The 26,527-nt window shown below is 50.1% G+C and carries 25 protein-coding genes; 3 read left to right on the forward strand and 22 right to left on the reverse strand.

Annotated features, from left to right (window positions below; translation table 11 throughout):
• Window positions 1-90 precede the first annotated feature (90 nt).
• On the forward strand, window positions 91-2,319 hold the full coding sequence (locus LQV63_RS24275) for a YhgE/Pip domain-containing protein (RefSeq protein WP_233698620.1): 2,229 nt from the start codon (window positions 91-93) through the stop codon (window positions 2,317-2,319).
• A 161-nt stretch (window positions 2,320-2,480) separates the two neighbouring features.
• On the forward strand, window positions 2,481-3,755 hold the full coding sequence (locus LQV63_RS24280; RefSeq protein WP_233698621.1) for an MFS transporter: 1,275 nt from the start codon (window positions 2,481-2,483) through the stop codon (window positions 3,753-3,755).
• An 82-nt stretch (window positions 3,756-3,837) separates the two neighbouring features.
• Here the strand turns inward: LQV63_RS24280 and LQV63_RS24285 are convergent, their stop codons facing one another.
• From LQV63_RS24285 to LQV63_RS24300, 4 genes are all read right to left on the reverse strand, one after another.
• The gene (locus LQV63_RS24285; RefSeq protein ID WP_233698622.1) at window positions 3,838-4,413 is read right to left on the reverse strand and encodes a TetR/AcrR family transcriptional regulator; all 576 of its coding nucleotides are present in this window, start codon (window positions 4,411-4,413) and stop codon (window positions 3,838-3,840) included.
• The gene (locus LQV63_RS24290) at window positions 4,391-5,128 is read right to left on the reverse strand and encodes an MBL fold metallo-hydrolase (protein ID WP_233698623.1); all 738 of its coding nucleotides are present in this window, start codon (window positions 5,126-5,128) and stop codon (window positions 4,391-4,393) included. Before LQV63_RS24290 ends, LQV63_RS24285 begins: the two co-directional genes overlap by 23 nt.
• Window positions 5,129-5,458: 330 nt before the next feature.
• The gene (locus LQV63_RS24295; protein WP_019423277.1) at window positions 5,459-5,629 is read right to left on the reverse strand and encodes a CxxH/CxxC protein; all 171 of its coding nucleotides are present in this window, start codon (window positions 5,627-5,629) and stop codon (window positions 5,459-5,461) included.
• 194 nt (window positions 5,630-5,823) lie between these two features.
• Complete coding sequence (locus LQV63_RS24300; RefSeq protein ID WP_233698624.1) at window positions 5,824-7,068, reverse strand: S1C family serine protease; 1,245 nt, start codon at window positions 7,066-7,068, stop codon at window positions 5,824-5,826.
• Window positions 7,069-7,368: 300 nt separating this feature from the next.
• Between LQV63_RS24300 and LQV63_RS24305 the strand changes: the two genes are divergently transcribed.
• Entirely contained in the window at window positions 7,369-7,593 is a 225-nt protein-coding gene (locus LQV63_RS24305; RefSeq protein WP_233698625.1) for a hypothetical protein, read from the forward strand.
• Here LQV63_RS24305 and LQV63_RS24310 read toward each other — a convergent pair.
• From LQV63_RS24310 to rpsF, 18 genes are all read right to left on the reverse strand, one after another.
• On the reverse strand, window positions 7,547-8,368 hold the full coding sequence (locus LQV63_RS24310; protein WP_233698626.1) for an MBL fold metallo-hydrolase: 822 nt from the start codon (window positions 8,366-8,368) through the stop codon (window positions 7,547-7,549). The two genes, LQV63_RS24305 and LQV63_RS24310, sit on opposite strands and share 47 nt — an antisense overlap.
• On the reverse strand, window positions 8,365-9,105 hold the full coding sequence (gene yycI, locus LQV63_RS24315; protein WP_233698627.1) for a two-component system regulatory protein YycI: 741 nt from the start codon (window positions 9,103-9,105) through the stop codon (window positions 8,365-8,367). The genes LQV63_RS24310 and yycI overlap by 4 nt, the downstream gene beginning before the upstream one ends.
• 51 nt (window positions 9,106-9,156) lie before the next feature.
• Window positions 9,157-10,464, reverse strand: a complete 1,308-nt coding sequence (locus LQV63_RS24320) for a YycH family regulatory protein (protein ID WP_233698628.1) — start codon at window positions 10,462-10,464, stop codon at window positions 9,157-9,159.
• Window positions 10,461-12,323: a cell wall metabolism sensor histidine kinase WalK gene (walK, locus tag LQV63_RS24325; protein ID WP_233698629.1), complete on the reverse strand. Its 1,863-nt coding sequence runs from the start codon at window positions 12,321-12,323 to the stop codon at window positions 10,461-10,463. The genes LQV63_RS24320 and walK overlap by 4 nt, the downstream gene beginning before the upstream one ends.
• A complete protein-coding gene (gene yycF, locus LQV63_RS24330) occupies window positions 12,324-13,052 on the reverse strand; it encodes a response regulator YycF (RefSeq protein ID WP_233698630.1) in 729 nt (242 codons plus the stop codon).
• Window positions 13,053-13,286: 234 nt separating this feature from the next.
• A complete protein-coding gene (locus LQV63_RS24335; protein ID WP_233698631.1) occupies window positions 13,287-14,825 on the reverse strand; it encodes a peptidoglycan DD-metalloendopeptidase family protein in 1,539 nt (512 codons plus the stop codon).
• Between the two features lie 239 nt (window positions 14,826-15,064).
• The gene (locus LQV63_RS24340) at window positions 15,065-15,871 is read right to left on the reverse strand and encodes a spore coat protein (protein WP_233698632.1); all 807 of its coding nucleotides are present in this window, start codon (window positions 15,869-15,871) and stop codon (window positions 15,065-15,067) included.
• 182 nt (window positions 15,872-16,053) lie between these two features.
• The gene (locus tag LQV63_RS24345) at window positions 16,054-17,337 is read right to left on the reverse strand and encodes an adenylosuccinate synthase (protein WP_233698633.1); all 1,284 of its coding nucleotides are present in this window, start codon (window positions 17,335-17,337) and stop codon (window positions 16,054-16,056) included.
• A 169-nt stretch (window positions 17,338-17,506) separates the two neighbouring features.
• Window positions 17,507-18,862: a replicative DNA helicase gene (dnaB, locus tag LQV63_RS24350; RefSeq protein ID WP_019423266.1), complete on the reverse strand. Its 1,356-nt coding sequence runs from the start codon at window positions 18,860-18,862 to the stop codon at window positions 17,507-17,509.
• A 1-nt stretch (window position 18,863) separates the two neighbouring features.
• Complete coding sequence (rplI, locus tag LQV63_RS24355) at window positions 18,864-19,307, reverse strand: 50S ribosomal protein L9 (protein WP_019423265.1); 444 nt, start codon at window positions 19,305-19,307, stop codon at window positions 18,864-18,866.
• Complete coding sequence (locus LQV63_RS24360; protein WP_233698634.1) at window positions 19,304-21,262, reverse strand: DHH family phosphoesterase; 1,959 nt, start codon at window positions 21,260-21,262, stop codon at window positions 19,304-19,306. Before LQV63_RS24360 ends, rplI begins: the two co-directional genes overlap by 4 nt.
• Window positions 21,263-21,273: 11 nt before the next feature.
• Window positions 21,274-22,200 carry a DUF2232 domain-containing protein gene (locus LQV63_RS24365; RefSeq protein ID WP_233698635.1) on the reverse strand — a complete coding sequence of 309 codons (927 nt, stop codon included), beginning with the start codon at window positions 22,198-22,200 and terminating at the stop codon, window positions 21,274-21,276.
• A gap of 145 nt (window positions 22,201-22,345) precedes the next feature.
• Window positions 22,346-22,768, reverse strand: coding sequence for a CBS domain-containing protein (locus LQV63_RS24370; protein WP_019423262.1), 423 nt, complete (start codon window positions 22,766-22,768; stop codon window positions 22,346-22,348).
• 124 nt (window positions 22,769-22,892) lie between these two features.
• The gene (locus LQV63_RS24375; protein ID WP_233698636.1) at window positions 22,893-23,870 is read right to left on the reverse strand and encodes an LCP family protein; all 978 of its coding nucleotides are present in this window, start codon (window positions 23,868-23,870) and stop codon (window positions 22,893-22,895) included.
• A 797-nt stretch (window positions 23,871-24,667) separates the two neighbouring features.
• Window positions 24,668-24,889: a hypothetical protein gene (locus LQV63_RS24380; RefSeq protein ID WP_233698637.1), complete on the reverse strand. Its 222-nt coding sequence runs from the start codon at window positions 24,887-24,889 to the stop codon at window positions 24,668-24,670.
• Window positions 24,890-25,211: 322 nt separating this feature from the next.
• Window positions 25,212-25,484 (reverse strand): 30S ribosomal protein S18, encoded by a 273-nt coding sequence (gene rpsR / locus LQV63_RS24385; RefSeq protein WP_019423259.1) that lies wholly within the window; start codon window positions 25,482-25,484, stop codon window positions 25,212-25,214.
• A gap of 68 nt (window positions 25,485-25,552) precedes the next feature.
• Window positions 25,553-26,050 carry a single-stranded DNA-binding protein gene (gene ssb, locus LQV63_RS24390; protein ID WP_019423258.1) on the reverse strand — a complete coding sequence of 166 codons (498 nt, stop codon included), beginning with the start codon at window positions 26,048-26,050 and terminating at the stop codon, window positions 25,553-25,555.
• Between the two features lie 48 nt (window positions 26,051-26,098).
• The gene (gene rpsF / locus LQV63_RS24395; protein ID WP_019423257.1) at window positions 26,099-26,383 is read right to left on the reverse strand and encodes a 30S ribosomal protein S6; all 285 of its coding nucleotides are present in this window, start codon (window positions 26,381-26,383) and stop codon (window positions 26,099-26,101) included.
• Between the last annotated feature and the right edge of the window lie 144 nt (window positions 26,384-26,527).

The raw sequence follows: 26,527 nt of genomic DNA on the forward strand, positions 1-26,527 counted from the left end.
ACTCGGCCTGCCAACCAATCATCTCCCTATTCGGATGGTCAAAATGGATCTTAGGCATAATGAAGTCAAAAGGATTCATTGGGGGCCATCATGAAACACATTTTCTCCATCTATGCAACGGACTTAAAAAACATAACGCGCAATTGGGCCGCATTCATCATCATTGTCGGTCTAATCGGGCTGCCTTCCTTATATGCGTGGTTCAATATTCTCGCTTCCTGGGATCCATACGGCAATACGAAAGGCATCGCCATCGCTGTCGCCAACAACGACAAAGGAACGACCATCCTCGATAAACCGATTAATATCGGGAAGGAAATCGTTGCATCGCTGAAAGAAAATACGCAGATCGGCTGGACCTTCGTCGACGAGAAAAAAGCGTTGACCGGGGTAAAACGCGGAACCTATTACGCAAGCATCATCGTTCCAGACAGTTTCTCTGCTCGTATCGGGACCGTGCTCTCAGACGAGCCGGTGAAAGCGGAGATCGTCTATTACGTGAACGAAAAAATCAATGCCATTTCCCCGAAAATTACGTCAAAAGGCGCATCAAGCATCATCGAACAGGTGAGCTCCAACTTCGTCAAGACGGCGAACCGGACCATCTTTCAAATCTTCAATGAGATCGGAGTCGAGTTGAAAAATGAGTTGCCGACGATTGAGAAGGTGAAGAGCCTCGTCTTCAAGCTGGAAAAAGGCTTTCCCGAGTTCGTCCGCATCGCGAACACCGCCTTGGCCGACGTGAGCAAAGCGAATGAAATCGTTCAAGAAGCGCAGAAGAACCTCCCCCTTGTCGCACAGATCGCCGCCGAGGGAGAACAATTCTCGCAGCGCATCGGGGAGCTTCTCAAGTACAGCCAGGAAGGAATCGAGGCCATTTCCCCATTTATCAAGCAGGACCTCGCTTCCGTACAGCAAACATCGCTCGCGATGGAGCAATTGACCGCCATCGTGCAGGATGTGAATGCAAAGCCGTCTGTCGTCCTCAACGCGCTGGATCAAGCTTCGCGGCGGCTCGATACCGCACTGAAGATCGTAAATGGAACGATAGAATGGCTGGGGCGTCTGAACCAATTAACCCCCGGAAATATATTCGGGTCCGAGATCGGAAAGCTGCAGCGGATTGCCGATAAGTTTGGGCAGCAATTATCCACCATCAGCGAGATGAAGACAGCCGTCAATGCAGGCAGAACCATATCCGGTGAGCTTGCCGACCGTCTGAACAGGTTGGCCCGCGATACGGCCGCCATTGCCGGCGACTTGCTCGGTAGATATGACGGCGAAATCAAGCCGAAAATCTTGCAAGGTGTCAATAAGGCGCGCAGCACGGTAGCTAATACACAAACGCTGCTGCACGATGCGCTCAAGCGGATTCCCGACGTCAAAAACATATTGAACGATGCGGCAAAGGCGCTCACTTTCGGCAATCAAGAAATTATCGCACTGAAACGCGACCTTCCCGTCGCTCAGTCGAAAATCAAACATATCGCCGATAAAATCCGCGCATTGGAAGCTCAGGGCGATATTAATGAAATTATCGATTTGCTGCGGAACAACTTCGAGAAGGAAAGTGAATTTTTCGCTCAGCCGGTTGTACTGAAGGAGAACAAGTTGTACCCAATCCCGAACTACGGTTCCGCGATGTCACCCTTTTTTACTACCCTATCGCTATGGGTCGGCGCCTTGCTGCTCGTGTCATTGCTAACGGTGGAGGTACATAGGGAACCAGAGGAGATGAACAGCATTCAAGCGAATACCAATCCTGATCCCGAGAACGGATTCCATTCACGGAAGGAGAAGTTCGCCTCCCCGATGAAGGACCATCACGTCTACTTCGGCAGATACTTGACGTTCGTCACCATTGCCTTGCTCCAGTCGCTTCTCGTCACGACAGGCGATATTTACGTGCTGGGCGCCTACGTGCTTAATAAACTGTGGTTCGTCACGTTCGGCCTCATTTTGAGCGCTGTCTTCATGCTCATTGTGTACACACTTGTCTCGGTGTTCGGCAATGTCGGCAAAGCGCTCAGCATCGTCCTGCTCGTGCTGCAGCTTGCCGGTTCCGGGGGGACGTTCCCGATTCAAGTGACGCCGCCGTTCTTTCAAGCGATTCATCCTTACCTTCCCTTCACGTACGGAATTAGCATGATGCGCGAGGCCGTGGGCGGGATATCGTGGGATGTCATCCAGCGCGACTTGCTCATGATGTGCATTTATGTGGGGCTTACGCTCGTCATCGGCTTGGCATTGAAGACACCGATTAATAGATCCAGCGCGAAGTTCGTCAAGAAGGCGAAGGAAAGCAAGCTCATTCATTAAGCAGAATTGGGGCTCCACGTTGTCCGCGTTCCGCGCACATTATTGCATGATCCTCTTCCTTGGAAAGGGTTCCCTTGTTACAATGGAGAAGGCTATCGACTTTAGTGGCTATTCCAAAAGCCAAAGCCTTTTCGATTACGCGCTTTAATGGAGGAGCGATCATGCGTTTTTATCAGCAAGCGGTAATGGACTTCAAGACATGGAATCGCAATATAAGATTGTTTTTTCTGGCAAACGGCTTATTTCAAATCGGCAGCGGCATGTTCATGGTGCTGTATAACTTGTATATTCAATCGCTCGGTTACGGCGATGAGATGAACGGGACAATTATTAGTCTACAATCGTTGGCGACTGCACTGATGTTTGTCCCGATTGGCTTTCTCGGAGACCGGACGAGCCGCAAATGGATTCTGATTGCCGGTGCGCTGTTCACCGGCCTAGGCTTCGTCGGGCGTTCGTATGTGGTGTCAGAGTGGGGCTTGCATTCCCTCGCCATCTTCTCCGGACTGTTCGCTGCGTGCTTCCAAGTGATAGCGGTACCATTCCTTGCAGAAAATACGCGCAAAGAGCAGCGGCTGCAGCTGTTCAGCTATCACTTTGCGCTAGGGCTTGCTTGGCAGGTGTTAGGCAGCATGGGGGGCGGATATATGGCCGACCTGCTGCAGACCGCCGGCTGGAGCAAAGTTGCGAGTCTGCAGAGCGTCTTGATGGTTGGCGGCGTCGCGAGCTTTGCCGCCTTTCTTCCGCTCCTCTTCGTGTTGGAGCAGAAAAAGGTGCCGACTGTGTCGCCATCCGCGACAGAAATTCGTCCGGAGTCATTGAATCCCAAGCTTGAATGGAGAGACATTCGCCGGCTTACATACTGTCAGCTCCTTGTCGGCCTCGGATCAGGACTGGTCGTGCCTTATTTGAACCTTTATTTTACGAATCGGTTCTCTGTGTCGCTAACGGCGGTGGGCATTCTCATTTCACTCGGACAAGTAATGACGATCATTTCTATGCTTATCGGGCCGACATTGGTTAAGCGGGTAGGCCAAGTGAAAGCGATCGTTATTTTTCAAATGCTGTCGCTGCCATTTCTGCTCTTGACCGGATTTACGAACCTAATCCTAATCGCCAGTATCAGCTTCTTGTTCCGGCAAGCGCTTATGAATGCTGCCAATCCCATTCAATCGGCCGTCATGGTGGATCGGATTTCAGACTCCCGCCGGGGAATCGCCAACTCGCTCACGCAGACGGCCTTCATGCTTGGCTGGGCCAGCATGGGATCCGTGCAGTCGTACTTGGTCACCACATACGGCTACTATTGGGGGTACGCAATAACGTTCAGCATGACGGGTATCTTGTATGTGACATCAGCCATTTGCTACTACTTCATGTTCAAAGAGAAAAAGGCCCACATCCCGCTCGGCATAAGCAAGGAAATCGCCAAGTAAGCAGTGGATTGCAGTGATATTAATGTTAAAAGCGAACCCCTTTAAGGCGGTTCGCTTTTTGTAAGTTAGGCTATTCCTATGTTCAATCGATTGTCCGTACTTGCAGCTCCATGCCAGACAGGTACGTCCGAAGCATGCGCATCAGGCTCTCATCGGTATCAAGCTTCAGGCCGAATCCCCCCCTCAGCTCCAATGAAGCGAACCCATGCAGCATGCTGCGCAGCCCCCTCACCATATGCAGTGCGTCGTCACGTTCCAACTGATATTCATCCAGCACGTCAAGCAGCAGTTGCACGCTCCGGTACGATGCAGCCACCAGCTCCTCGTCCATCTGATCGGGCGCGGGCTGCGTCGCCTCGTACAGGCCGGGATGCTCTCGCACAAACGCCACGTAGGCGATTCCGATGGAGAGGAGCGCCTTCTCTCCCGCTTTGCCGACCGCAGCTTTCGTCATTGAATCGCACAGCAGCTGCAGTCCGTGGAGCGCCAGCTCCCTCCGCAAGCCCCGCATGCCATCGATATGATTGTAAAGTGATGGCGACTTGATGCCCAACCGTTGCGCCAAGGAGGACAACGTCACTTGTTCCAATCCCATATCATCGGCCAGCTCAATTGCTGCCTGCAGAATAGTCGCTTTATCGAGTGATTTTCTGGACATGCTCCATCTTCCCCCATTCTTGTTCTGCATCCCTAATGGCCCGGTCGAGCGCCGATTGCGGATCGGCAATCATCTCGCCGTGACCGACCGCCAGCAGCGTTGGCGACAATGCGCGGAGCTTGCACACACTATCGAGCGCAGCGGCCTTGTCCCAGGTGGCGAAGGCCGGGAACGGAAACAGCGGCTTAAGCTTGCCAGAAACGGCGATGCCGCCGCGGGTCTGGAGCGCGTCACCGGCCAAGAGAGCACCGCTTCGCTCATCCAGGAAAGCCATCATGCCTGGCGTATGCCCTGGTGCAGATATCGCCGTTAACGAACCAATGCGATCTCCATCCTGAAGGAGCACATCCGGCTGCGTGCGCACCGCTTTCGGAACGCCTCCCCGTATTGGAGTCTGAGGCTCACCCGCTTCAAGGGAGCGATCACCACGCAGCAATTTGGCATCCCGTTCCGAGATCAAGACTTGAGCCTGCGGCAGAACTTCCTTTAACGCATCCAACGCACCGACATGGTCGTCATGTGCATGGGTAAGTACAATGCGTGTAATTGGCTTGCTAAGCCGTTCCGCCGCCTTTAATATTCCTTTAACGCTGAAGGGAAGCGCCGCATCGACCAAGGTCAACTCATGCTCCTCCTCCACCAAGTAACAATTCACCGGAAACAGATGAGGTAAAAATGTCAATTGAATAATAAAACCGTGTTTACGCATCCGCATAAAAACCAACTCCCAACCAAACTAATGTTATTAGTATAATAACTAATTATATTAGTTTTGGCAAGCGGTATTTTTCCCTTTATTTCAATATCCACATGTGGATAACTTAAATTTCATGACGTTTTTCGCCTTTTCCCCATTATCCACACCCGATCCGGAAGTTGCTCACAGTCAAAACAGAACGAATCACCTCACCGAATTCAAACATTCCATAATGATCAAAAAACAAGGGCCTGCGACCCTTGCGGTCTCTCGCCCTTGTTCCGTTCTTCTCCCTATTCAGCCTGACGTAAGAATGTCTCTTACGATATGCCTTACGTCCTTGGCACGTTACACGACAAGGAAATTCGCTTCATGCTCACAATCCATGCAGCATTTGATCGGTCTTTCCCAATCGCTGAATTCCACTTCATCCAGATCGACAATGTCCGGAGCGTCCTCGAATTCATCTACGAATTTGTCGATAGCCAATTCTACATGATCTTTGCATACTACGTACATGTCGTTCCCTCTTTCTTGCCAGTCCTGCTGTCCTCTAACACCATGTGGCACGCCTCAGCCGTTCGGCACAGCGCTCCCTGTCCATCATATCATAGTTCTGTATGTTCCCGTAAGATGTAATGCATATATATGCGTGTTCAAAAGGTTACTTTTCAGCGCCGAGAAATGTGTGATTCGCTCTTATTGTATCCTGCTCACTCTGGCTTATCCGACAGTTCCACCGACGTCGTCATCAGCTTGCCGTCCCGGTAGAACTTCACGTCCAAGCTCTCCCCGATCTTCTTCTTCTCATATAAATATTTGCGGAGATCAAGCGTCGTACCGATAGGCTCGTTATCGAACCGGACAATTACATCGTTCAGCTGCATGCCAGCCTTCTTCGCCGGTCCGGTCGCTTCCAAAACAATAACACCCGCCGTTACCTCTAGCGGCAGCTGCAGATCTTCCCGTTGTTCTTGAGTGATGGGAGCATACGGATTATTCAAATCCACCGTGTACACGCCCAAGTAAGGGCGCACGACTTTGCCGTACTGCGTAATTTGATCTACAACCCACATCACTTCATTTGTCGGAATGGCGAAGCCCAGTCCTTCCACACCGGTCGTCGCAATCTTCATCGTATTAATACCAATCACTTGCCCGTTCAGATTGACCAAGGCACCGCCGCTGTTGCCTTCGTTAATGGCCGCATCCGTCTGAATGACCATCTGCTCCCAATCATATATGCCGTCTTGATTGAGCGACACTGGTATGACGCGGTTCGTATAGCTGATAATTCCCGCTGTAAGCGAATCCCCGAATCCAAGCGGATTGCCAATCGCAATCACCGTCTCGCCGCGCCGCAGCTTCTTGGAATCTCCGATCTCCGCCACCGCCGTCACACCAGCATCGTCCATGCGAATGACTGCAATATCCATCACACGGTCTTTACCGATCAGCTCCGCGTTCTTACGCTGTCCATTTGCCAGTACAACCTCGAGCTTATCGGCGCCTTGCACGACATGTTCATTCGTCAGCACATACGCTTTTCCGTTCTCCTGACTGAAAATAACCCCGGATCCCAAGTTCGTATCCTTTACTGCTTCACTGTCATCCATAATACTCTTCTGCTGATTCACGATACTGACGACAGCAGGGCTCACCTTCTCCGCAGCCTGCACGATCCGTTCATACGGATCATACGCGTTCTCTCCGCCCGCTACTGCAACCGGCTGCTGCGAAGCCGTTCCGGCACCGACTAACCAGCTGTATAGAACGACCGCTAACAACGCACTAATTACCGAACTAACGACCGCAACTTGTACGGTTGACCATTTGCGACCCGAATTCCGTCTGAGCTTCTTCTGTTTCCATCCCGGCGCTTCCGTTTGCCCGTGCCATTTTCTCTTGATCCGACGCGATACCTTCGGCGAGAAAAAATCATCATCAAAAAAGCTCATCCGACCCAACTCCCCTCAACACGGGCTCTTCGCCATGTCCGGTTGATCCACCGCACCTTACCGCCATAACACCCCGTTCACCTGAATGTTATGCGTTCAATCGGTCAACACTATATATTAATGCTTACTATGAGCCTATAATGTGAAATGAAATGTCATAGATTTGCAACCTTGTACATATTCTATCATACAAAAGAGAAATTGAGAGAAAAGAATCGGGATTGTAACCACTATAATGCGTGGTCAAAGGTTTCCTGTTCAGCACTATCATCCTATTCCAATTGAAAGGAGTACATGCCTATGAAATCATCATCTTCTGTCTGGTCGGACGTGGATCTGATCGGGAAGCTTGCCGATATGAAGGAAGACCAATATCGCCTGACGTTAGCCCTTTCCACGTTAATGGAACTGCTCGTGGAGAAAGGCTTGCTTACGCATGAAGACATCGCCCTCAAAGCCGAGCAGCTCGAGCTGTGGCTTACAGGCGAACTGGAGACTTCGCATGAACCGTGTCCCATGGCGTAGGCTTGTCATAATACGTATCTCGTAATTGAAACTCGCTTTCTTTGAAAAAATGTCCGTTATCCTCCATCACGTTTTGCACCGACATGCGGGCGAGGTCCATCATGTTATGATCGCGGCTCAAATGCGCCAAATAAGCACGGCGCGTATTGCCCGTCACGACCTCACCTAACGCTTCGCCTGCTGCTTCGTTCGACAAGTGGCCCATATCGCCCAAAATACGCCGTTTAATGTTCCAAGGATATCGTCCCATCCGCAGCATTTCAACATCGTGATTCGACTCCATAACGAGCACGTCGGAATCGATGACCGCTTCTCTAACCTTATCGCTCATATAACCGAGGTCCGTCGTGACGCTCAGCTTCGTATCCCCTTCATAGAAGCTGTAGCCGACCGGTTCAGCCGCGTCATGGGAAATACCGTACGATTCTACGCGCAAATCTCCAAAATCGCGTGCTTCGCCCGTCTGCATCACGATCCGTTTCTCGTCCGCGATCGCACCGACATGCTTCGTCAGCGCCTCCCACGTATTTTCATTGGCATAAATGGGCACATCATACTTGCGGGCAAACGCGCCCAACCCTTTGATGTGGTCCGAATGCTCATGCGTAACAAGAATGCCGTCTATCTGCTTGCCGGAGAGGCCCTGTTCCTCCAGCAGCTGCTCCGTACGCTTACAGCTTAAACCGACATCAATCATAAGCGTCGCTTCATCATTTTGAATCACTGTCGCATTGCCCGTCGATCCGCTCGACAATACGGTAAATCGTAAACTCATTTGTCTATCTCCTTCTTTCCTGCTTGCGAATTATCGACCGCGCCGTTAATGGCGTTTACGTAATAAACCTCATTTTCCAACATAATTCGCCAAGACGGGGCGGATACCTGTGTCTCCGCGTCGAAAATTTGCCCGTGGTATCCAAGCCGGATATCCTTCACGATCGAACCCGGCATCACCTTCTCGATTACACTGCCAAGCGCCTGCGAGGCCGGCAAAATCTTCTGCTCCTTATTGCTCTTGGTTTCGATGAGCTCCACGTACTGCTGGCGGTATGCCGTTATTTTCTGTTCGCTCACAGATAGTTCCAAGGATACCTCGAAGATTGGCAAGCCGTTCGCCAGCCGTTGATGAAGCACAAATGTGCCCGGTTTGCCCGACAGCTCATCATAGCGGTACATCTCGATATGCCGGATGTCGCCTTGCAGCGAGCGTATCAGTTCTTTTTCTAAAAAGATGATCGTGCTATCCTTCGGTGTCTGTATCGGTACCCGCTCCGTCCCGCGATTAACGAATCGGTATGTAATCTCCCTCAACGTCGGAGTCTCCGCTGGTATCTTCGCCGGTACTTGAATGTGCTTCACGTCCATAATTTGACGTGTCTCCTCGGATAAAGACGTCCAGTCGAGATCAGAGTGCATCCGATCTCGAACATCCTGCCAGAGCTGATAACCGAGCACGATATTAAGCAATAAAAACGCATAGATTAATACATTTTTGGCTCGACTCCAATCCATGCGGATCCTCCCCTCTGTGAGTAATTGAATTCTGCCATGCATTACGAATGTTTATTTCAGCAATGACACCGTGCCGTCGCTATATTTCACCTGCCAGGTGGGAATAAGCCGTATTACATCTTTCTCCTGCGACGGAACATAGACCGGGTCAAGCGATTCAATCATTTTTCCCTTGTCCAGCAAATTCAGCTTGTTAATAAGCGCATCGCCGCTTGGCAGGTGGCGCACTTCTTTCTCGGTTGCCCGCTGCAAGAGCTGAACGAGTGAACGCTCATAGCTCGTTACGGTGCCTTGCTGCATTGTTACCTGCATATATCCGAAGCGGAAGGCGCTCGTGCTTATAATCGGATACGAGCCCCAATATTGTTGGAAGCGAAATACCCTGCCCAAGCTCTTCGATCCACCGAACACCCCGATGGGCTTCTCATCCGGGTCCATCATGACGAAGCGGAAGCGGCCGTTCCACCCGCCGTGCTGATTGATGAACCGCACCGCGCCCGTCACGTCGGCCGCGACATCTTGACGGCCCTCTGTCGGCACCGCCGGATCGGAATAAATAATCCACTGCTGTGCCCGATTAACCTCTAGCCCGCGCTTGGCATCTGTATATATTTCAGAGCTTCCCGTTTCGATATTTTTCGTTACGGTCGGATCGAAGAATAAGCTTCGCTGCATCTCCTCTATCGTAACTCGTTCGAAGGGCAGCGTCACGTCCATTAATTCGAGCGGCTGCTCCGGAACGTAATACGTTCCGTTCACCAGCTTGTACGGTGTCCATGTGCGTCCGAATTCAACCTGCTGCTTCACATCCTGCACCGTTAAATTCGCGAGCGTGGATTCGTATGCCGTATCCCTCTTCTCATTGAAGAAGAATACGCGTACTTCACTGGCATCCTTCGTCGCGTACAGCCAAATACTACGAATGTTCTCGGTCAAAAATGCGGCATCATCGGCAATAGGGAACTCCTTCTGCAGGAGCTTAGCTGGAACGGGAGATAAGAAGCGCAGCTCCACACCTTCGTTCTGCTCCCGGATTCGCGTCCATTCGACCGATGAGACCGGGCGGCCCTGGAACCCATCATAGGAGCGGCCTTGCAGCCGTTTCATAATGATGTTATAGAACGTCATCCCCGGATACAGCACCGTATGCTTGTTCTCTCCAAGATGAAGCACGACCTGATCAGGGAACACCAAATTCTCTACTTTTTCCTCCGGGCCTAACGGTTCGGTCTTAATATAGTCGCTTGACGTCTTCTCAACCACATCAAAGTTCGGCATGTCATAGGTGAGGAAGAAGCTCTGCACAAGACTGAGCAGCACGAGAACGGTGAGCAGCACCGTTTTAACCCGCTCTATCATTCGCTTGCTTCACTCCCTTCGAATGTCATCGGCAAACTAAAGGTCACTTGCGTGCCGACATTCCACTCTGACTCAATCCGAATGTCGCCTCCGTGCGCTCTTACAATTTCCCGGGCAATGGACAGCCCGAGGCCTGTCCCGCCCATATTGCGCGATCGGGCTTTATCGACCCGATAGAATCGCTCAAAGATTCGCTCCAAATCCTTCTTTGGAATGCCCATTCCGGTATCCTTCACCGTCAAGTGCACCATCTGCTTCGTCTCAGACAGGGAGGCAGACAACGTCACCTCGCCGCCGTCCGGTGTATATTTCACGGCATTGGATACGAGATTGTCCAGCAGTTGGTCGATCTGATCGCGATCGATGACGACGTTGCCGATGCCATCTTCCGCCTCTACCTTCGCCACAATCCCCCGATTGCGGAATTGGAAGGAGAAGCGGTCTACGACATCCTCCAGCATCTCCACGATATCCGTCGGCTGCTTGCGCAGTGTCGCTTGCTTGGAATCAAGCCGCGACAGATGAAGCAGGTCGGTTACGAGCCGGATCATGCGCTCCGACTCATCGCGTATGACGCCGACGAAGCGTTCAGCCAGCTGTGGCTCCTCAAGCGCCCCGTCATCGAGCGCTTCCACATAGCTCTTAATGGTCGTAAGCGGGGTACGAAGCTCATGCGACACGTTCGCGACGAACTCGCGCCGAGACTGCTCCAGCTTCTCCTGCTCGGTCACGTCCTGCAGCACGACGATAGAGCCTGTCATTCCTTCTCCGCGGCGGTGAACCGGTGTGAATGAAACGCGCAGCACTGTATCGCTCTCCTCTTGAGCGTGCCCCTCTCCTTCCACCGGAGAGATTAGAATCCAATTGAGCTGACCGCTGACAAGCTGCTCCACCTGTGACATTGGCACGCGCAGCAAGTCGGCAATATTGCGCCCTTCCGCGCCTTCCGTATCTACATCCAGCATTTTGCAGGCACGGCGGTTGACGAGAATGACCTTGCCGTTCTCATCGGTGGACACGACGCCGTCGCTCATGTTGGTCAGAATCGATGCCAGCTTCTCCTTCTCCTCTTCGTTCGCATTCAGCGCTTCCTGCAGGCGCCGGGTCATATAATTGAACGCCTCGCTCAACTGGCCGATTTCATCGGTTCCCAATACAGGCACTTGCCCGGCGAAGTTCCCCTCCGCCACCTTCGTCGCTTGCTTCGTTATTTCTTTAATCGGCTGAGTAATCGTATGCGCCAATATGATGCCGAGCACTGCCGTTAGTCCGAGCGCAATCGCCATACCCGAGACGAAGATGCGGTTAATGCCTTCAATCGTCGCATACAGTTCCTTCATCGACGCGACGATATAGAGGGCGCCCACGATCTTATTGTTTTTGTCGTTCGAAAAGACCGGCTTAGCCAGCACCTGCTTGCGCACATTGTCCTCGTCAATAATAACTTGCTGATTGTCGCGAATTCCTTGCAGCGCGCGGTTGACCACCGTCTCCGTATTTTTGCGGCCGACGATTTCCATGTTAGATTGCACGGAAGTCGTGAGTACTTTCCCGGTTGCGTCGATGACTTGAATCTCGACACCGTTCATATTGAAGAAGCTGTGCACATACGTATTCAACTCTTCCAATGTGCGTTCGTTCTCCAGCATTTCCTCGCCCTTCAACGTCTGTCCGGCATAAATGGACATAAGCTCGGCCGTCGTCTGCAAATCTTTCGTAAAATTGTTCGTAAGGGAATGCTTCATCGAACTGACGAAGTACACCCCGATAAGCTGCATCGCAATCAAAATGAGCAGCACATAAATAATGATGAGCTTTGCCTGTATCGTTCGAAAGAAGCGGCCGATGCCCCATTTCATCTAGAAGCCTCCGTTACGAGGATTGCGCATCATGTAGCCGAGACCGCGGCGCGTAATAATATACTCCGGCTTGCTCGGATCGTCCTCGATCTTCTCGCGCAGACGGCGAATCGTCACATCGACGGTGCGCACATCGCCGAAGTATTCGTATCCCCATACGGCCTGCAGCAGATGCTCCCGCGTCATCACCTTTCCAGAGCTGCGCACCAAGTAATAGAGTAGCTCGTACTCACGGTGTGTTAAATCGAGCATCTCCCCATTTTTATAGACGACATACATATCCGTATCGATAAGCAGCTCGTGCAAGCGCAAGCCCTGCTTCTCCGCCGCCCCTGCACCAGCATCCTCGCCTTGGACTGCCACTTTGTTCTGACGCCGCAAATGCGCTTTGACTCGTGCCAGCAGCTCTCTTGTGCCGAATGGCTTCGTCACGTAATCATCAGCGCCCATCTCGAGACCAAGCACCTTGTCGATCTCCGTATCCTTCGCGGTCAGCATAATGATGGGCATTTGAAGGTGCTGACGCACTTCACGGCACACGTCCATCCCGTCCTTGACGGGCAGCATCAAATCGAGCAGTATCAGGTCCGGCTTCTCCGATAAAGCCAGCTCCACCGCTGTTCCTCCATCGAAGGCACACACGACCTCATAGCCCTCTTTTTCCAGATTGAATTTCAAAATATCCGCAATCGGCTGTTCATCATCCACGACGAGAATTTTGCCGTACATGGAATCTGCACCTCTCTCCAATTTCAATATCACTTAGTTCGATTCCTATTCATGTTAACAAGTGTCACTCTATTTTACCATAATTGTCTCTTCATCCCGATAGCAAACGTTGGAGGATTGAAAAAGTGAGTCTAGACGGCCTATAGGCTCGTGTTCAAAAAGACCCGCTTTTCAGCACGAACAACCTCTATAACGAAAAAGACGGGAACGTGATTCGTCCCGCCTTCTGCTTGTTTATAAATATTTTAGAGGATTTTGCACTTCATCATCTTTATGAATCTCAAAGTGAAGATGCGTTCCCGTTGAATTTCCCGTGCTGCCCATGACGCCGATATTCTGACCTTTTTCCACAATATCGCCGACATTGATATCAATCTTGCTTAGATGTCCATACAACGTCTTATAACCGTTGCGATGGTTCACAATAATGCAGTTGCCGTAACCGCTCTTCTCGCCTGCGAACACGACAACCCCTTCATCGGCCGCCATGATAGAACGGTCGGATGATATCATATCAATGCCTTTGTGCATCCGTCCCCAGCGTTTGCCGTATCCGCTCGTCAGCGTTGCGCCGCTGACCGGCCAATCGAACGAGCCAGTCCCTTCTCCGCTCACGACTTTCGTTCCCCGTATGACAATTTCTGGAATCGCTGGCTCGATTACTTCTTGATCGATCCACTCTTCATTCGACAGCATACCGTTATCTTTAATGAGACGGTACGACATGCGCTTTAAGCCCTGCTTGCCTTCACGCACGACTTTAGATTCCCCCGCTCGCATTTCCGGGTCCTCTTTCACAATCTTTTGCGGCTCTGTCACGATATACTCGCTGTATGCTTCGACCGTCTTTACGGTAATCAACGGCTTCGCTTCCGTCAGATCGAGCTCTTGGCCCACTTGCAGTACCTCTTCGCCGGCAGATGGATTATTCGTATAAATCGCTTGAATCGATACGTTCATCTTCTTCGCAATGGAGGAGACGGTATCACCTTTTTGCACTTTATATTTACTCGGCTTATTCTGGCCAGTGGTCAATTTGTTAATTGCTTCTTGCGGACTAAGCAGCTTGTCCGGATCCGTGTTGCTGCCTTCCATGCTTACCCGTTCGCGGAAGCTCACCGACTCCAGACGCGACATCGCCTTTGTCGCATTAACGGATCGCACCGGAGCAGACAGCACTTTGACTTCCTTCGCATTCTTGCTGTTCTTCGTGCTTTTCTCTGTATATTTTCCTTTGACGTGCTGCAATATTTTCTCAGCCGTCGCTTCGTCCTTCACAATGCCGACGCTCTGGCCATTTACCTTCAACTCTACGCCTACCGCATAAGCGGTCATCATGCCGCCGAGCTTCACCAGCGTCTCCTTCGTTGCGGGCTGCGCCTTGAAGCCGGAATCAGCCACCGTGCGGATGCCTTCCATATCAAGCTGCATATGCGCATTCGGATGCTTTGCCTGTACTTCATCCTGCTTCTTAGCGTAGAAGCCTTCCAAATCATCAAGAGCAGATATCGTTCCTACGAGCTCATTATTTTTATATACATGAAAGAAAGATACTGTATTTGCTTGTACATAGGCTGTACCGCCCCATACGGCAGACGCAATGAGCGCCAATCCGCCAACTGAAAGCACGATTTGCTTGCGAGATTTCGCAACCCATCGTGTAGCGGTGCTCGATGCCAGCCGCTGCCGCCATGCTGCCGTCCATTGTTGCCATCGGTTCTTCGAGTCTTGTCCGACTTCGTTGTCCCGACGATTTCCGTTGAAACGTTCCATGTTGGTCTCCTTTATTTCAAGTTCATCCATTACGATTTCAGCACAAAGTGACAAAGGTTAACGTTTTGTCATCTTTTTTCATCTTGTTTAATGTAACACAGGTCGAAAGAACAATGCAACTGACGCCGGGAGCAAGCGCCTGCCCCTGGAAAGTCATATATATAGAAAAAAACGCGAATGGCCTCTTCTATTGAAGATGACTCTTTTCGCGTTTTATATACATGGTATTTATTGCTGGATTAGTCTTGTCCCGTATCTTGCCCGGATTCAGGCCCCAATCTTGAGCTGGCTTCCGGCCCGGATCCCGGTTCGACTTCCTGTGTATTTTGTGCGGCAGCCCCTGAGCCGCCGCCATCTTCTTTTATGGCTGTCCCGCTCTCTCCGACAAGCCATTCCCGTATCTGCTTATACTCTTCATCATTGAGATGCTTTGCTAAAATTTGCTCCACTTCCGTCAGCTCACTCGATGTTAAGCCATCCTCCATTAACGTGGAGAGATGCTGCCATTCCTCTTGCGGGAGCTTCTTCATGAGTGCGGTGAACAGCTCTTCTTTCTTCGTCTTGGACATATCGTCTTTGTTCTTAGACAGCACATCCGGCGGAACGACGACCCGCTCTTGCTGACGGGCCTCCTGCCCTGATGATATGCCCCCCATTACCGGCAACGCGCCGTCTGACGGTTCACCAGCGGCTGCATTCGGATCCGGCTTGGATTGATTCCCTGTTGACGACCCGCCTCCTGCTCCCCCTGCTTCTCCTGATTCCGTGTCGCCTGCATCGCCTCGTTCTCCTGCAGGCTGGACTCCTCCCGTCACAGACCCAGATGCCTTGTTCGGATCGGTTGCCGATCCTGAGCCGAGCAGAACGCCCCACATCGATGTTAGTGTTAACGGTTTTCGTTCCAACGGAATGTGAAAGGTATTTAACGCCGTCTGAATATACTGGTCAACGACGATTGCTGTCGTTCCTACCGTTAATAGACTTGAAATCAAACTTACCATCAATATCGTAATCACCATTCGAACTACGCGCATCGTCCATCGCATAAATGATGCCTCCCAGCTAGCCTTCCCGTTACTAGTCGCTTCTTGACCGCGATACGACGGCGCTTCTAGTTCTATCATTTCCTTGAAAGTCACGGAATGGCGCAAAATCATTTACTGCTTAGTATGCCCGTAATTCATCAAAAAAATCCGGCCCCTTCCTAAGGAAGAAGCCGGATTCCATATTAACGGTAGATTGGTCGAACTTGGTTCGTCTGCTCACGGTTGCGGCCGACGGAGAAAATAGAGATTGGAATACCAGTCAACTCCGATACGCGTTGTACGTAGTTGCGCGTCGATTCCGGCAAGTCTCCCAATGTTTTGCATTGTGTAATATCTTCGGACCAGCCTGGCATTTCCTCATAAATCGCTTCGCACTTGGCCAGCATATTCAAGTTCGCCGGATAGTGCTCGATAATTTCGTCGCCGTATTTATAAGCGGTGCAGATCTTGACGGTCTTCAAGCCAGTCAACACGTCAAGCGAGTTCAGCGACAAGCCTGTAATTCCGCTTACGCGGCGGGCATGACGGACAACGACGCTGTCGAACCAGCCAACGCGGCGGGCGCGGCCCGTTACAGTGCCGTATTCATGACCTGCTTCACGGATGAAATCACCGGTTTCGTTGTTAAGCTCTGTAGGGAACGGTCCATCACCTACACGAGTCGTATAAGCTTTCGCTACGCCGATAACCTCTTCGATTTTGGAAGGTCCTACACCAGAGCCGATGCAGACGCCGCCTGCCGTCGGATTCGATGATGTAACGAACGGATAGGTACCTTGGTCAATGTCGAGCATAACGCCTTGCGCGCCCTCGAACAGCACCTTCTTGCCAGCATCAATCGCATCATTCAATACAACGGAAGTATCGAGGACATACTTGCGAATAAATTCGGCATATTCTAAGTATTCTTGCAGTGTTGCTTCAATATCAAGCGGTTCGCCGCCGTACATGCTGATGAGTTCGTTCTTCTCGTTCGCCAGATGGCGGAACTTCTCTTCGAACACGTCCTTATCGAGCAAGTCGACAATACGAATGCCGTTACGGGCCGCTTTGTCCATATAGCAAGGGCCGATCCCTTTGCGGGTCGTGCCGATTTTGTTCGGGCCTTTGCGTTCTTCTTCCAACCCATCCAGCACCATATGATACGGCATAATGACATGCGCGCGATCGCTGATGCGGAGATTGTCGGTCGAGAAGCCATTATCGTGAATATATCCAATTTCTTCGATTAATGCCTTAGGATTGATGACCATTCCGTTGCCGATGACACAGATTTTGTTCGTATAAAAAATACCGGACGGAATCAGACTCAGCTTATACTTTTTATTATCAATTAGGATCGTGTGCCCCGCATTGTTACCACCTTGATAACGCGCGACCACGTCGGCGCTTTCGGCGAGGAAGTCGGTAATTTTCCCTTTTCCCTCGTCACCCCATTGGGTTCCTACGACGACTACTGTAGACATATTCATACCCCCGTCGGGTGTTCACACACCGGTTATTCGCTGCTTCACCGAAAAGCAGCATTTCTAGTTTATCAGCGATATGGCACAAAGTCAATGAAAAGCGAACGTTAATTTCCGGATTTAGACTAATGTTCGGAAACTGACGTTCGCTCCTATAAATTATATTGTATTATCCCGCAGATAAGTCCTGATGATTCCTCTCGTAGCTAACGAATTTATTGAAATTTTTCAGAAATACGAGCTCTACGGTGCCGACCGGGCCATTCCGCTGCTTGGCTATAATGATTTCAATTATATTTTTCTTTTCCGTATCCTGGTTATAATAATCATCCCGATACAAGAACGCAACGATATCGGCATCCTGCTCGATCGAGCCCGATTCCCGCAAGTCAGACATCATCGGACGCTTATCCTGCCGTTGCTCGACTCCTCGACTAAGCTGGGAGAGTGCGATGACAGGAACTTCAAGCTCCCTTGCAATCATCTTGAGCGTCCGCGATATTTCGGACACTTCCTGTTGACGGTTATCCCCCGCTTTGCCTCGTCCGTGGATAAGCTGCAAGTAGTCGATTAGAATCATGCCGAGGCCGCGCTCTTTCTTCAAGCGCCGGCACTTGGCACGGATGTCCGCGACGGTGATGCCCGGCGTATCGTCGATATAGATCTCGGCTTCTGACAATGCGCCAATGGACATCGTCAGCTTCTCCCAATCATCATCTTCCAGCTGACCCGTGCGGAGCCGCCCGGCATCGACGTTCGATTCGGCGCATACCATCCGCTGTACGAGCTGGGCCGCCGACATCTCGAGACTGAAGATAGCTACTGTCTCTTTTGCCCGAACACCGACGTTCTGGGCAATGTTGAGCGCAAAGGCTGTCTTCCCTACAGAAGGACGGGCCGCGACGATAATCAAATCGTTGCGCTGAAATCCCGATGTCATCTTGTCTAGATCCGGAAATCCCGATGGAATGCCGGTCGTGATGCCCTGCTGCAAATTCAGTTGTTCCACTCGTTCGTATACGTCCATCAGGACGTCTTTAATGGCGATAAATCCGCTCGATGAGCGGCGGTTCGATATTTCTAAGATACGACGTTCCGCATCGCTTAACAGTCCGGAGACATCGTCACCGCCCGTATACCCCTCGCTTACAATCTGCGTGGCGGTGCGAATGAGACGGCGCATCATCGATTTTTCTTCAATAATTTGCGCGTAATAATCAACGTTGGCCGCGGTAGGAACCGCATTGGCCAGCTTCGTCAAATAGGACACGCCGCCGATGTCTTCCAACTGCTGCTTACCTTGCAGCTTTGCCGTCAGCGTGACGAGATCGATCGGCTGATTATCTTCCCCAAGCTCGATCATTGCCTCGTAGATCATCTGATGGGACGGGTTGTAGAAATCCTCGGATTGCACCCGCTCCATCGATGTAATCAACGCCTCCGACTGCAGCAAAATGGCGCCGATTACCGCTTGCTCGGCCTCCACATTTTGCGGCGGAACACGATCGACAAACATCTCGTTCATTTTATTCCTCCGTTACGTGTACCTTCATCGTTGCTTTGACATCCGGATGCAGTTTCACCGTCACGTTTGTATATCCTAACGCACGAATCGGATCAGGAAGTTCGATTTTGCGCTTATCCACTTTAATCTTCAACTTGCTCAACGCTTCCGCGATTTGCTTGGAAGTGATGGCACCGAACAAACGTCCGCCGTCTCCTGCCTTTGCCTTTAGCTCAATCGTCGTTTCATTTAATGTCGCTGCAAGCTTTTCGGCGTCTTCCTTTTCCTCTTCTTTGCGTTTCAATTCCGATTTATGCTGCTGCTCCAGCGTCTTCAGGTTGCCCTCCGTCGCCGGACGCGCCAACCCTTGCTTGATAAGAAAGTTCTGTGCGTATCCTTCGGAGACCTCTTTGACTTGTCCTTTTTTGCCTTGTCCTTTTACATCCTGCAACAAAATGACTTTCATTCGAACAACCCCTCTTCCGCGTCGATTTCTTCCAGCACGCGCTTGAGCTTATCCTGCGCCTCTTCGAGTGTGCCTTGCATTTGCACGGCAGCATTCGTCAGATGTCCCCCGCCGCCCAGCCGTTCCATAACGACTTGCACGTTCATCTGACCTAGAGAGCGCGCGCTGATTCCGATAATGCCGTCCGGACGTTCGCTAATGACGAACGAGGCCAACACATCGGTCATATTTAACAGCGTATCAGCTACCTGCGCAATGAGCAACTGTGAAAATTTGCGTCCCGGTTCCGTCACCGCGATAGCGATATTGCCGTATAGCATTTCCGCATGGCGAATAATTTCCGCCTTCTGAATGAACTCTTCTAAATCTTCTTTCAATATCTTCTGAATTAGCAGCGGATCAGCTCCTTGCCGACGCAGGAAGCTTGCCGCATCGAACGTCCGTGACCCGGTCCGCAACGTAAAGTGCTTCGTATCCACTGTAATGCCCGCCAATAAGGACGTCGCTTCCAACGTGCTCAAGCTTAGGCGGTTATTAATGTACTGCAGCAGCTCGGTGACGAGCTCGGCTGTAGATGACGCATAGGGCTCCAAATAGACGAGCACCGCATCATTGATGAACTCCTCGCCGCGGCGATGGTGATCGATTATGACGATGCGCTCCGATTGCAGCAGCCGCGGTTCTTCCACCATCGACGCCTTGTGCGTATCGACAACGACGACCAAGCTATCCTCAGTAATCATCTCTATCGCCTCGCTTCGTGAAATGAAGCGGGACCATAAGATTTCATCCTTCTCCAAGTATGCGACCATTCTGTCGATCGACGGATTGCTCTCCTCCAGTACGATATAAGCCTCCACATTCAGCGAGCGGCAAGCATTAAGCACGCCGATCGCCGACCCGATGGAATCCGTGTCCGGGTTCTTATGCCCCATAATGAATACGGCATCGCTTTGTTGAATGAAATCACGCAGCGCGTGGGCAATGACGCGGGCACGCACCCGCGTGCGCTTCTCCACAGCGTTCGACTTACCGCCATAGAAGGACAGACGCTGCCCTAGACGGACGGCTACCTGATCCCCGCCACGGCCGAGCGCGATGTCGAGGCTCGATTGCGCAAGCTGGCCAAGCTCCGTCATCTTGTCTGCACCGGCCGCAATCCCCATGCTAAGCGTTACAGGCAGCTTGTTATCCAGCGTCGTCTCCCTTACTTCATCGAGGATGACGAAGCGCGTCTGTTCCAGCGCCTTCAACGTCTGCACGTCCATCACCATAAAGTGACGTTCCGAGGATAGTCGCTTGATCAGAATGCCATGTTCGCTTGCCCATGCTGTAATCTGGCCAGTAACACGCGCCAACAGAGCGGCGCGTTGTTGATCATTCAGACCTTGAGTCGATTCTTCCAAATTGTCCATAATGACGATGCCAACCGCGATCCGTTCCTCTTCGTATCGCTTGCGCAAAGTCCATATGTCCGTAATATCCGTGAAATAGACGACCCGCTCCTCTGGCACGATGTCCGCATGCAGGATGCGTCCGCCGATAAACAGCTCTACCGATCGTTCCTTCTCCTTCCCGATATGAAGCTGAGGAAAGGCTTCGGACAGATCTTCCCCCACTAGGGAGGGTAGAGCAGCTAGCTGCGCCAAATAAGGATTATGCCACTCAATAACCCGTTCATCACTATATAACAAAATGCCGTAAGGCAAATCAACAACTGCTTCTTCTCCTGCTCGTTTCACCCTTAACCCTAGCGTTGTCAAATATGACTCCATCTCATGACGGAATTTGCGCTCCGCCGCAAGTGACGCAATCGCAAGCACAACAATGGCGACAAACGCCAGTATGCCAACAATCCAATTGTAGAAAGTCACGACAATGGTTAAGGCTGACAGCAAGACAAACGTCCAGCTCGTATACTTCGTATACCAGCGATGGAACAATAGTTTAGGCATGCCTTCTCACCCTATACTCTTGGTTTGGAAATGGATTGCCGTATAGGAAACGCCAAATCCACAATTCCAATAATACGTAATATTGCATGAAGCACTGGCAGGAATATGACCGCTATTGTCATAACGATAGGTATTCCCTTATTCCACCGCCTTGCATTCGCCAAGAAGAAGAGAAAAGAAATCCCTTGAAGCATAAACGCCATCTGAAGCAGAGGCGCCAAGTTTAATAAAATGAGTGTCAAGAAGCTGTCCGACGATTTCGTCACAACCAAATCCAAAATAATCGTAATCAAGTAATACCAGAGCAGCGATCTCGGCAGCATCCATTGATGAAGCGGCTTCATCTTCTGCACACCGGCGCCTTGGGCCGTTAACAGCGGTCTGCTGATCGCATACGTAATCGTACCCATATAAAGCGCGCTGATGATAAGCATGAACGGAATCATTTGACTGAGCAGCAGAACGAACTGCTCTTTCATATCGGACGTCATCCCCGTAGGGAACAGTGCAGTCTGTTCAAGTCCCAGCAGGGACTCGTTCATGATCGTCATAATATAATCGTAAAAGTTGAAATTAAGCGCCCATTTGGCTAAAGCCAGCACAACCAAGGACTGAATGAGAAACGTGACCGTTCCTGCAAAATAAACATTCAGTGCAGGCTTCTTCTTTTTAAACATATGCCCGAATACAATACCCGGAATCATGAAATAGAGCGCCGTAAGCACGGCAATTGACCCTAAGTTGCCCAACAAGAAAAATATGATGACCAGCACCGGCACCACAAATAATGCGAACCTGCGCGTCGATTGCGTCGCGTAGAGCATTACAAACGGAACCGCCATAAAGCTCATCGTCAACACCTGTATCGGCTGAAAGATAGATAGTAGCAACACGAGCGCGACAATCGCCCATGTAATCGATGACCAGCGGTTTTTCAAAAATGTTCACCTCTTGCGCAAAAATTGTTTCCTTATTCCATTCGATGCTTATAAAACCCGTGGCGGTTTAGGGCGGATCAGCAGTTTGGTTTTTCTATTTTTTACCTTAACCTCTAAAAAACCGTCATCTTTCATTATACCATAATTATTTCACGTCCATAGCTTTGGTAACGAACTGCTCACAGTATTCGATGATCTGACTCCGGCGCACAATACCGATGAATCGGTTCATATCGTCTACAACCGGAACGAAGTTCTGCATTTTGGCGAGATTGATTAAATCCTCCATATTTGAATCAATGCGAACACTTTTATTGCGCATATTGAGCGAGACTTCCTTAAGCATAAACTTTGAAGCGTTCTCAAATGTGACTTCGCCATTTGAATTTTTCATATGCCATAGTAAATCTCCTTCAGTCACGGTGCCGACATATTCCCCGCCTTCGTTCAAAATGGGCACCGCGGTATAACGATGATATTCCATCCGTTCAAGCGTCTGGCGCAGCGTTGCGTTCAAGGTTAAGCAGACGACTTCATGTTTCGGTGTTAAGAAAAAAGCGATATTCATCCGTGTGGTCTCCTCCTCAATCAAGCAGGGGCCGTATTTATCCATAACTCCCTAAGACTAAATTAACACATTTCCCGGATCAAAAACAAAAAGTCAGCCGTAAATACGGCTGACTTGCTATTCATCAATCTTCACGCATAGGACGCGGCGCCATTAACTCTGCTTTTGGCGTACTTGCATCCAACCAATTGTTAAGCAGCTTCTGCACATATTCCAAATCTTCGTCATCCACCATGTAGTACCAGACGTTATCCATCATTTTACCATCGCCGTGCAGCATGTAACTGCTAATTTGCGGTGGAGCATCTTGCGTGAACATCGTCTTGGCCAAATCAATCATATATTTTGGACGCATATCCGTTGTAAAATTATCACCCATAATTTCAATAAGCTCCGGAATGCGTGCGATTTTATCCATTTCGATAGCCCGTTCCATAACCGAATTCAAAAAGATGCGGTGACGCATAGTCCGATTCATATCAGAATCCTCACGGTAACGAACGAAGTACAACGCTTCTTGCCCATTATAAATCGGCTTGTTGGCTTCAATTCTGAACTTCTCGTGATTCGGGTCCTTGTTGACGATATCCTTCGTTATCGGCAGCTTCACGCCGTCCAACGCATCAACGACGTCCTTTAGCCCGTTAAAATTAATTGTCGCGTAATGGTCCACTTTGTGATTAAGCAGGTTATCTACCGACTCCATACTCATTTTGGCACCGCCATAAGCGTATGCGTGATTTAATTTCGTTTTAAACCCTTTTCCGATAATTTCCGTGTACGCATCCCGCGGAATCGAGAGCAGCAGCACCTTATTATCTTGCGGCCGGACAACAGAATAAATGATCGTATCGGAGCGGCCTATCTCCTTATCCCGCTGGTCCACCCCGAGCAGCAGCACCGAGAACGGTTCCGTTACTTTGCGGACAACTTCTTCTTTTCCCTCAATCGGCTTATAAGACTTATCTAACGTTTCCTCCACATGGCCCGACAAGAACATATCAAAGGCCAAGACAGCGATTTGCTTACGGAAGAAAAATCCGCTAAAACCTATAATGGCTATGACTGCAAACGCTATTCCCCATTTTTTATATTTTTTCATTCAAAACCACTTCTTCCTAATGATGTGTTATACGGTTCCCATCAAACCATAATCGTTGTTTATGCATATTTTGTTCCCATATTTGAACATAATGAATAACAGGCGGACTTTGGGTATGCAGCACCTCGGAATCGTTGTTCTTAGAGCTGCCAACATACAAAAAGAAGTAAGCACTCACACGGACTATAATACTCCCCTAGAAACCTTTGTCCTTCCAAGTCTGGCACATGTTCCATGATCCAACAGACGTGCTCCTGTCCTCCTTCAGCAATCATCCCGCTTGCTTGCGCTTTATCTCGTATGGCGGGAAAACGGATCGGAATTAGGATGAGCATGCGTGACCGATTTTATCTGTCTTTTTCGGTCCTTGAAATTAAGCCCTTTTCTGTGAGTTCGATGTTGTTGTGATGTTTATGCAAGAAACAATATTTTTATTTTACATGCAATCGATCGAAAAATAAAATAAAGATTCGTCACATTTATGGAAATAAAGCAGCAGGAAAGGAAGAAGCCGCCTATAAAGGCGGCTTTCGTAACGAATAGATAGGCGATAAAAACTGTATAAATACGTAATAAATACGGATTCAATAATGACTTTTTATGCTGCGTTACATCGTTAATTGACTTATGTAGCTGTGTTGGTCATAGTATCCCTATCGTTTAAGTCAGATTATGATTCCTTGCGCACAATCCGAACAGTATGACCGGCAATATATCCCATTATTTAACACTTAATTCACGTCTTTATTTGAAAGAGAAACCGACCCTCACGATTACCCCATCACAAGTACGGAAAGCTAGTCAAACCAACTTCTGAACCAACGTGCCGCATCCAGCGTTAATGGAATAATACCAAAGCCATGATTGCCAATCGCAATGACCCCGTAAGCGTATTGGCCAATACCGATGGCCCCTATCCCCCATGTTCCGATGCCAATGGCTCCCACAGCCACTTCCGCAGATATTGCTACCGCCCCTAACGCGAAGGCACTTCCAATCGATACTGCTCCTACAGACATAACTCCACTTAATGCGACGGCACCGAGCGCCATCAACCAGCCAACCGTAAACACTCCGAGCGATAGCAGGCCGATACTAAAAATGCCCCCCGCAACGTTGTAAACAATCGGTTATTCCACCACATGAAGCATCCCCCTTCATCATGAGTTACTGCTTCTCATTGTAGCACCATCTCTTCACTGTGAAATCGGTCCCTGAACGGAATCGTGGCTTCGGTCTCTGGACTGACCTGAAAAAAATAAAATGTGAAAAACGAAAAACCCTACAACTGAATGTAGGGTTTCTGTAATAAAGGCAACCCGGTTATCCCGGCTTGTCCTATTATTCCGTTGTGTATGGCAGCAATGCTACTTGACGAGAGCGTTTGATCGCTATTGTCAATGCACGTTGATACTTCGCGCTTGTGCCAGTTACACGACGTGGCAAAATTTTGCCGCGCTCGCTAACGAATTTCTTCAACAACTCAATGTCTTTATAGTCAATGTGAGTGATTTTATTCACTGTGAAGTAGCACACTTTACGGCGCTTGTTACGGCCTTTACGACCGCCAAACTTACGTTCTGGACGTTCGCCGCCTTCGCTTCTGAAGCTCATTCTATTCAACTCCTTGTCGTTAAAATTCCGTTCCAGGCAACTTTACGAATCAATTCGTAATCGGTCCCTTAGAATGGCAAATCGTCATCTGAAATATCGATCGGTTTGCCGTCGTCAGAGAAAGGATCCGCTGCTTGCCCGCGAGAATAGTTCGAACCGCCACCGCGCGGTTGCGAGTTGTTGTTCGGCGCAGGTGCACCGCCACCATAACCCCCACCCATATCGTCGCGCGTTCCACCGCTGTCGCGGTTGGATTCCAAGAAACGCACATTATCTGCAACAATTTCCGTCACGTATACACGTTTACCTTCATTGTTGTCATAGTTACGTACCTGGATGCGTCCTTCTACTGCTGTCAGCCGACCTTTACGCAAGTAGTTTGCACATGTCTCTGCCAACTGCCGCCAAGTGACGACTGGAATGAAATCCGCTTCACGTTCACCACTCTGACTCGAGAACGGCCGATCGACCGCCAACGTAAATTGCGTTACCGCAACTCCAGATGGTGTGTAGCGCAATTCAGGGTCACGCGTCAGACGACCAATCAAAATCACGCGATTCAACATGATATCCCCTCCTTCGACGTTTCCTTACGAACTCACGATGGTTGGCAATTAAGCCACGTCGCTTACTACGAGATGGCGGATAACTTCGTCAGAGATCTTCAATTGACGCTCCAACTCCGCTACTACTGCAGGTTCTGCAGTAAAGTTCACGAGAACATAGATACCGTCACGGAACTTCTTAATCTCATACGCAAGACGGCGTTTACCCATCACGTCGTGTTTCGTAATTTCACCGCCGTTAGAGATGACGCCCTGGAATTTATCGACTATAGCTTGAACAGCTTCTTGCTCGATGTCCGGACGAATGATGTACATCAATTCGTATTTGCGCATTTCACGTTCACCTCCTCTTGGACTTCAGGCCCCTGATCAAGTCAGGAGCAAGGAGCGAGAAAACTCGCACTAAAATAATATACCAAAATGAACCGCATGACGCAAGTCTAAATCAGATTTAGTCATCCCCCTTGTCTCATCCAT

It is taken from the genome of Paenibacillus profundus, from assembly GCF_021369635.1.
Lineage (GTDB): Bacteria > Bacillota > Bacilli > Paenibacillales > Paenibacillaceae > Paenibacillus_B > Paenibacillus_B profundus.

Excerpts from the sequence above, each read along its gene's own strand:
- LQV63_RS24275 (WP_233698620.1), top strand. The coding sequence starts at position 91 with ATGAAACACATTTTCTCCATCTATGCAACGGACTTAAAAAACATAACG.
- LQV63_RS24280 (WP_233698621.1), top strand. The coding sequence starts at position 2,481 with ATGCGTTTTTATCAGCAAGCGGTAATGGACTTCAAGACATGGAATCGC.
- LQV63_RS24285 (WP_233698622.1), bottom strand. The coding sequence starts at position 4,413 with ATGTCCAGAAAATCACTCGATAAAGCGACTATTCTGCAGGCAGCAATT.
- LQV63_RS24290 (WP_233698623.1), bottom strand. The coding sequence starts at position 5,128 with ATGCGGATGCGTAAACACGGTTTTATTATTCAATTGACATTTTTACCT.
- LQV63_RS24295 (WP_019423277.1), bottom strand. The coding sequence starts at position 5,629 with ATGTACGTAGTATGCAAAGATCATGTAGAATTGGCTATCGACAAATTC.
- LQV63_RS24300 (WP_233698624.1), bottom strand. The coding sequence starts at position 7,068 with ATGAGCTTTTTTGATGATGATTTTTTCTCGCCGAAGGTATCGCGTCGG.
- LQV63_RS24305 (WP_233698625.1), top strand. The coding sequence starts at position 7,369 with ATGAAATCATCATCTTCTGTCTGGTCGGACGTGGATCTGATCGGGAAG.
- LQV63_RS24310 (WP_233698626.1), bottom strand. The coding sequence starts at position 8,368 with ATGAGTTTACGATTTACCGTATTGTCGAGCGGATCGACGGGCAATGCG.
- yycI (WP_233698627.1), bottom strand. The coding sequence starts at position 9,105 with ATGGATTGGAGTCGAGCCAAAAATGTATTAATCTATGCGTTTTTATTG.
- LQV63_RS24320 (WP_233698628.1), bottom strand. The coding sequence starts at position 10,464 with ATGATAGAGCGGGTTAAAACGGTGCTGCTCACCGTTCTCGTGCTGCTC.
- walK (WP_233698629.1), bottom strand. The coding sequence starts at position 12,323 with ATGAAATGGGGCATCGGCCGCTTCTTTCGAACGATACAGGCAAAGCTC.
- yycF (WP_233698630.1), bottom strand. The coding sequence starts at position 13,052 with ATGTACGGCAAAATTCTCGTCGTGGATGATGAACAGCCGATTGCGGAT.
- LQV63_RS24335 (WP_233698631.1), bottom strand. The coding sequence starts at position 14,825 with ATGGAACGTTTCAACGGAAATCGTCGGGACAACGAAGTCGGACAAGAC.
- LQV63_RS24340 (WP_233698632.1), bottom strand. The coding sequence starts at position 15,871 with ATGCGATGGACGATGCGCGTAGTTCGAATGGTGATTACGATATTGATG.
- LQV63_RS24345 (WP_233698633.1), bottom strand. The coding sequence starts at position 17,337 with ATGTCTACAGTAGTCGTCGTAGGAACCCAATGGGGTGACGAGGGAAAA.
- dnaB (WP_019423266.1), bottom strand. The coding sequence starts at position 18,862 with ATGAACGAGATGTTTGTCGATCGTGTTCCGCCGCAAAATGTGGAGGCC.
- rplI (WP_019423265.1), bottom strand. The coding sequence starts at position 19,307 with ATGAAAGTCATTTTGTTGCAGGATGTAAAAGGACAAGGCAAAAAAGGA.
- LQV63_RS24360 (WP_233698634.1), bottom strand. The coding sequence starts at position 21,262 with ATGCCTAAACTATTGTTCCATCGCTGGTATACGAAGTATACGAGCTGG.
- LQV63_RS24370 (WP_019423262.1), bottom strand. The coding sequence starts at position 22,768 with ATGAATATCGCTTTTTTCTTAACACCGAAACATGAAGTCGTCTGCTTA.
- LQV63_RS24375 (WP_233698636.1), bottom strand. The coding sequence starts at position 23,870 with ATGAAAAAATATAAAAAATGGGGAATAGCGTTTGCAGTCATAGCCATT.
- LQV63_RS24380 (WP_233698637.1), bottom strand. The coding sequence starts at position 24,889 with ATGTCTGTAGGAGCAGTATCGATTGGAAGTGCCTTCGCGTTAGGGGCG.
- rpsR (WP_019423259.1), bottom strand. The coding sequence starts at position 25,484 with ATGAGCTTCAGAAGCGAAGGCGGCGAACGTCCAGAACGTAAGTTTGGC.
- ssb (WP_019423258.1), bottom strand. The coding sequence starts at position 26,050 with ATGTTGAATCGCGTGATTTTGATTGGTCGTCTGACGCGTGACCCTGAA.
- rpsF (WP_019423257.1), bottom strand. The coding sequence starts at position 26,383 with ATGCGCAAATACGAATTGATGTACATCATTCGTCCGGACATCGAGCAA.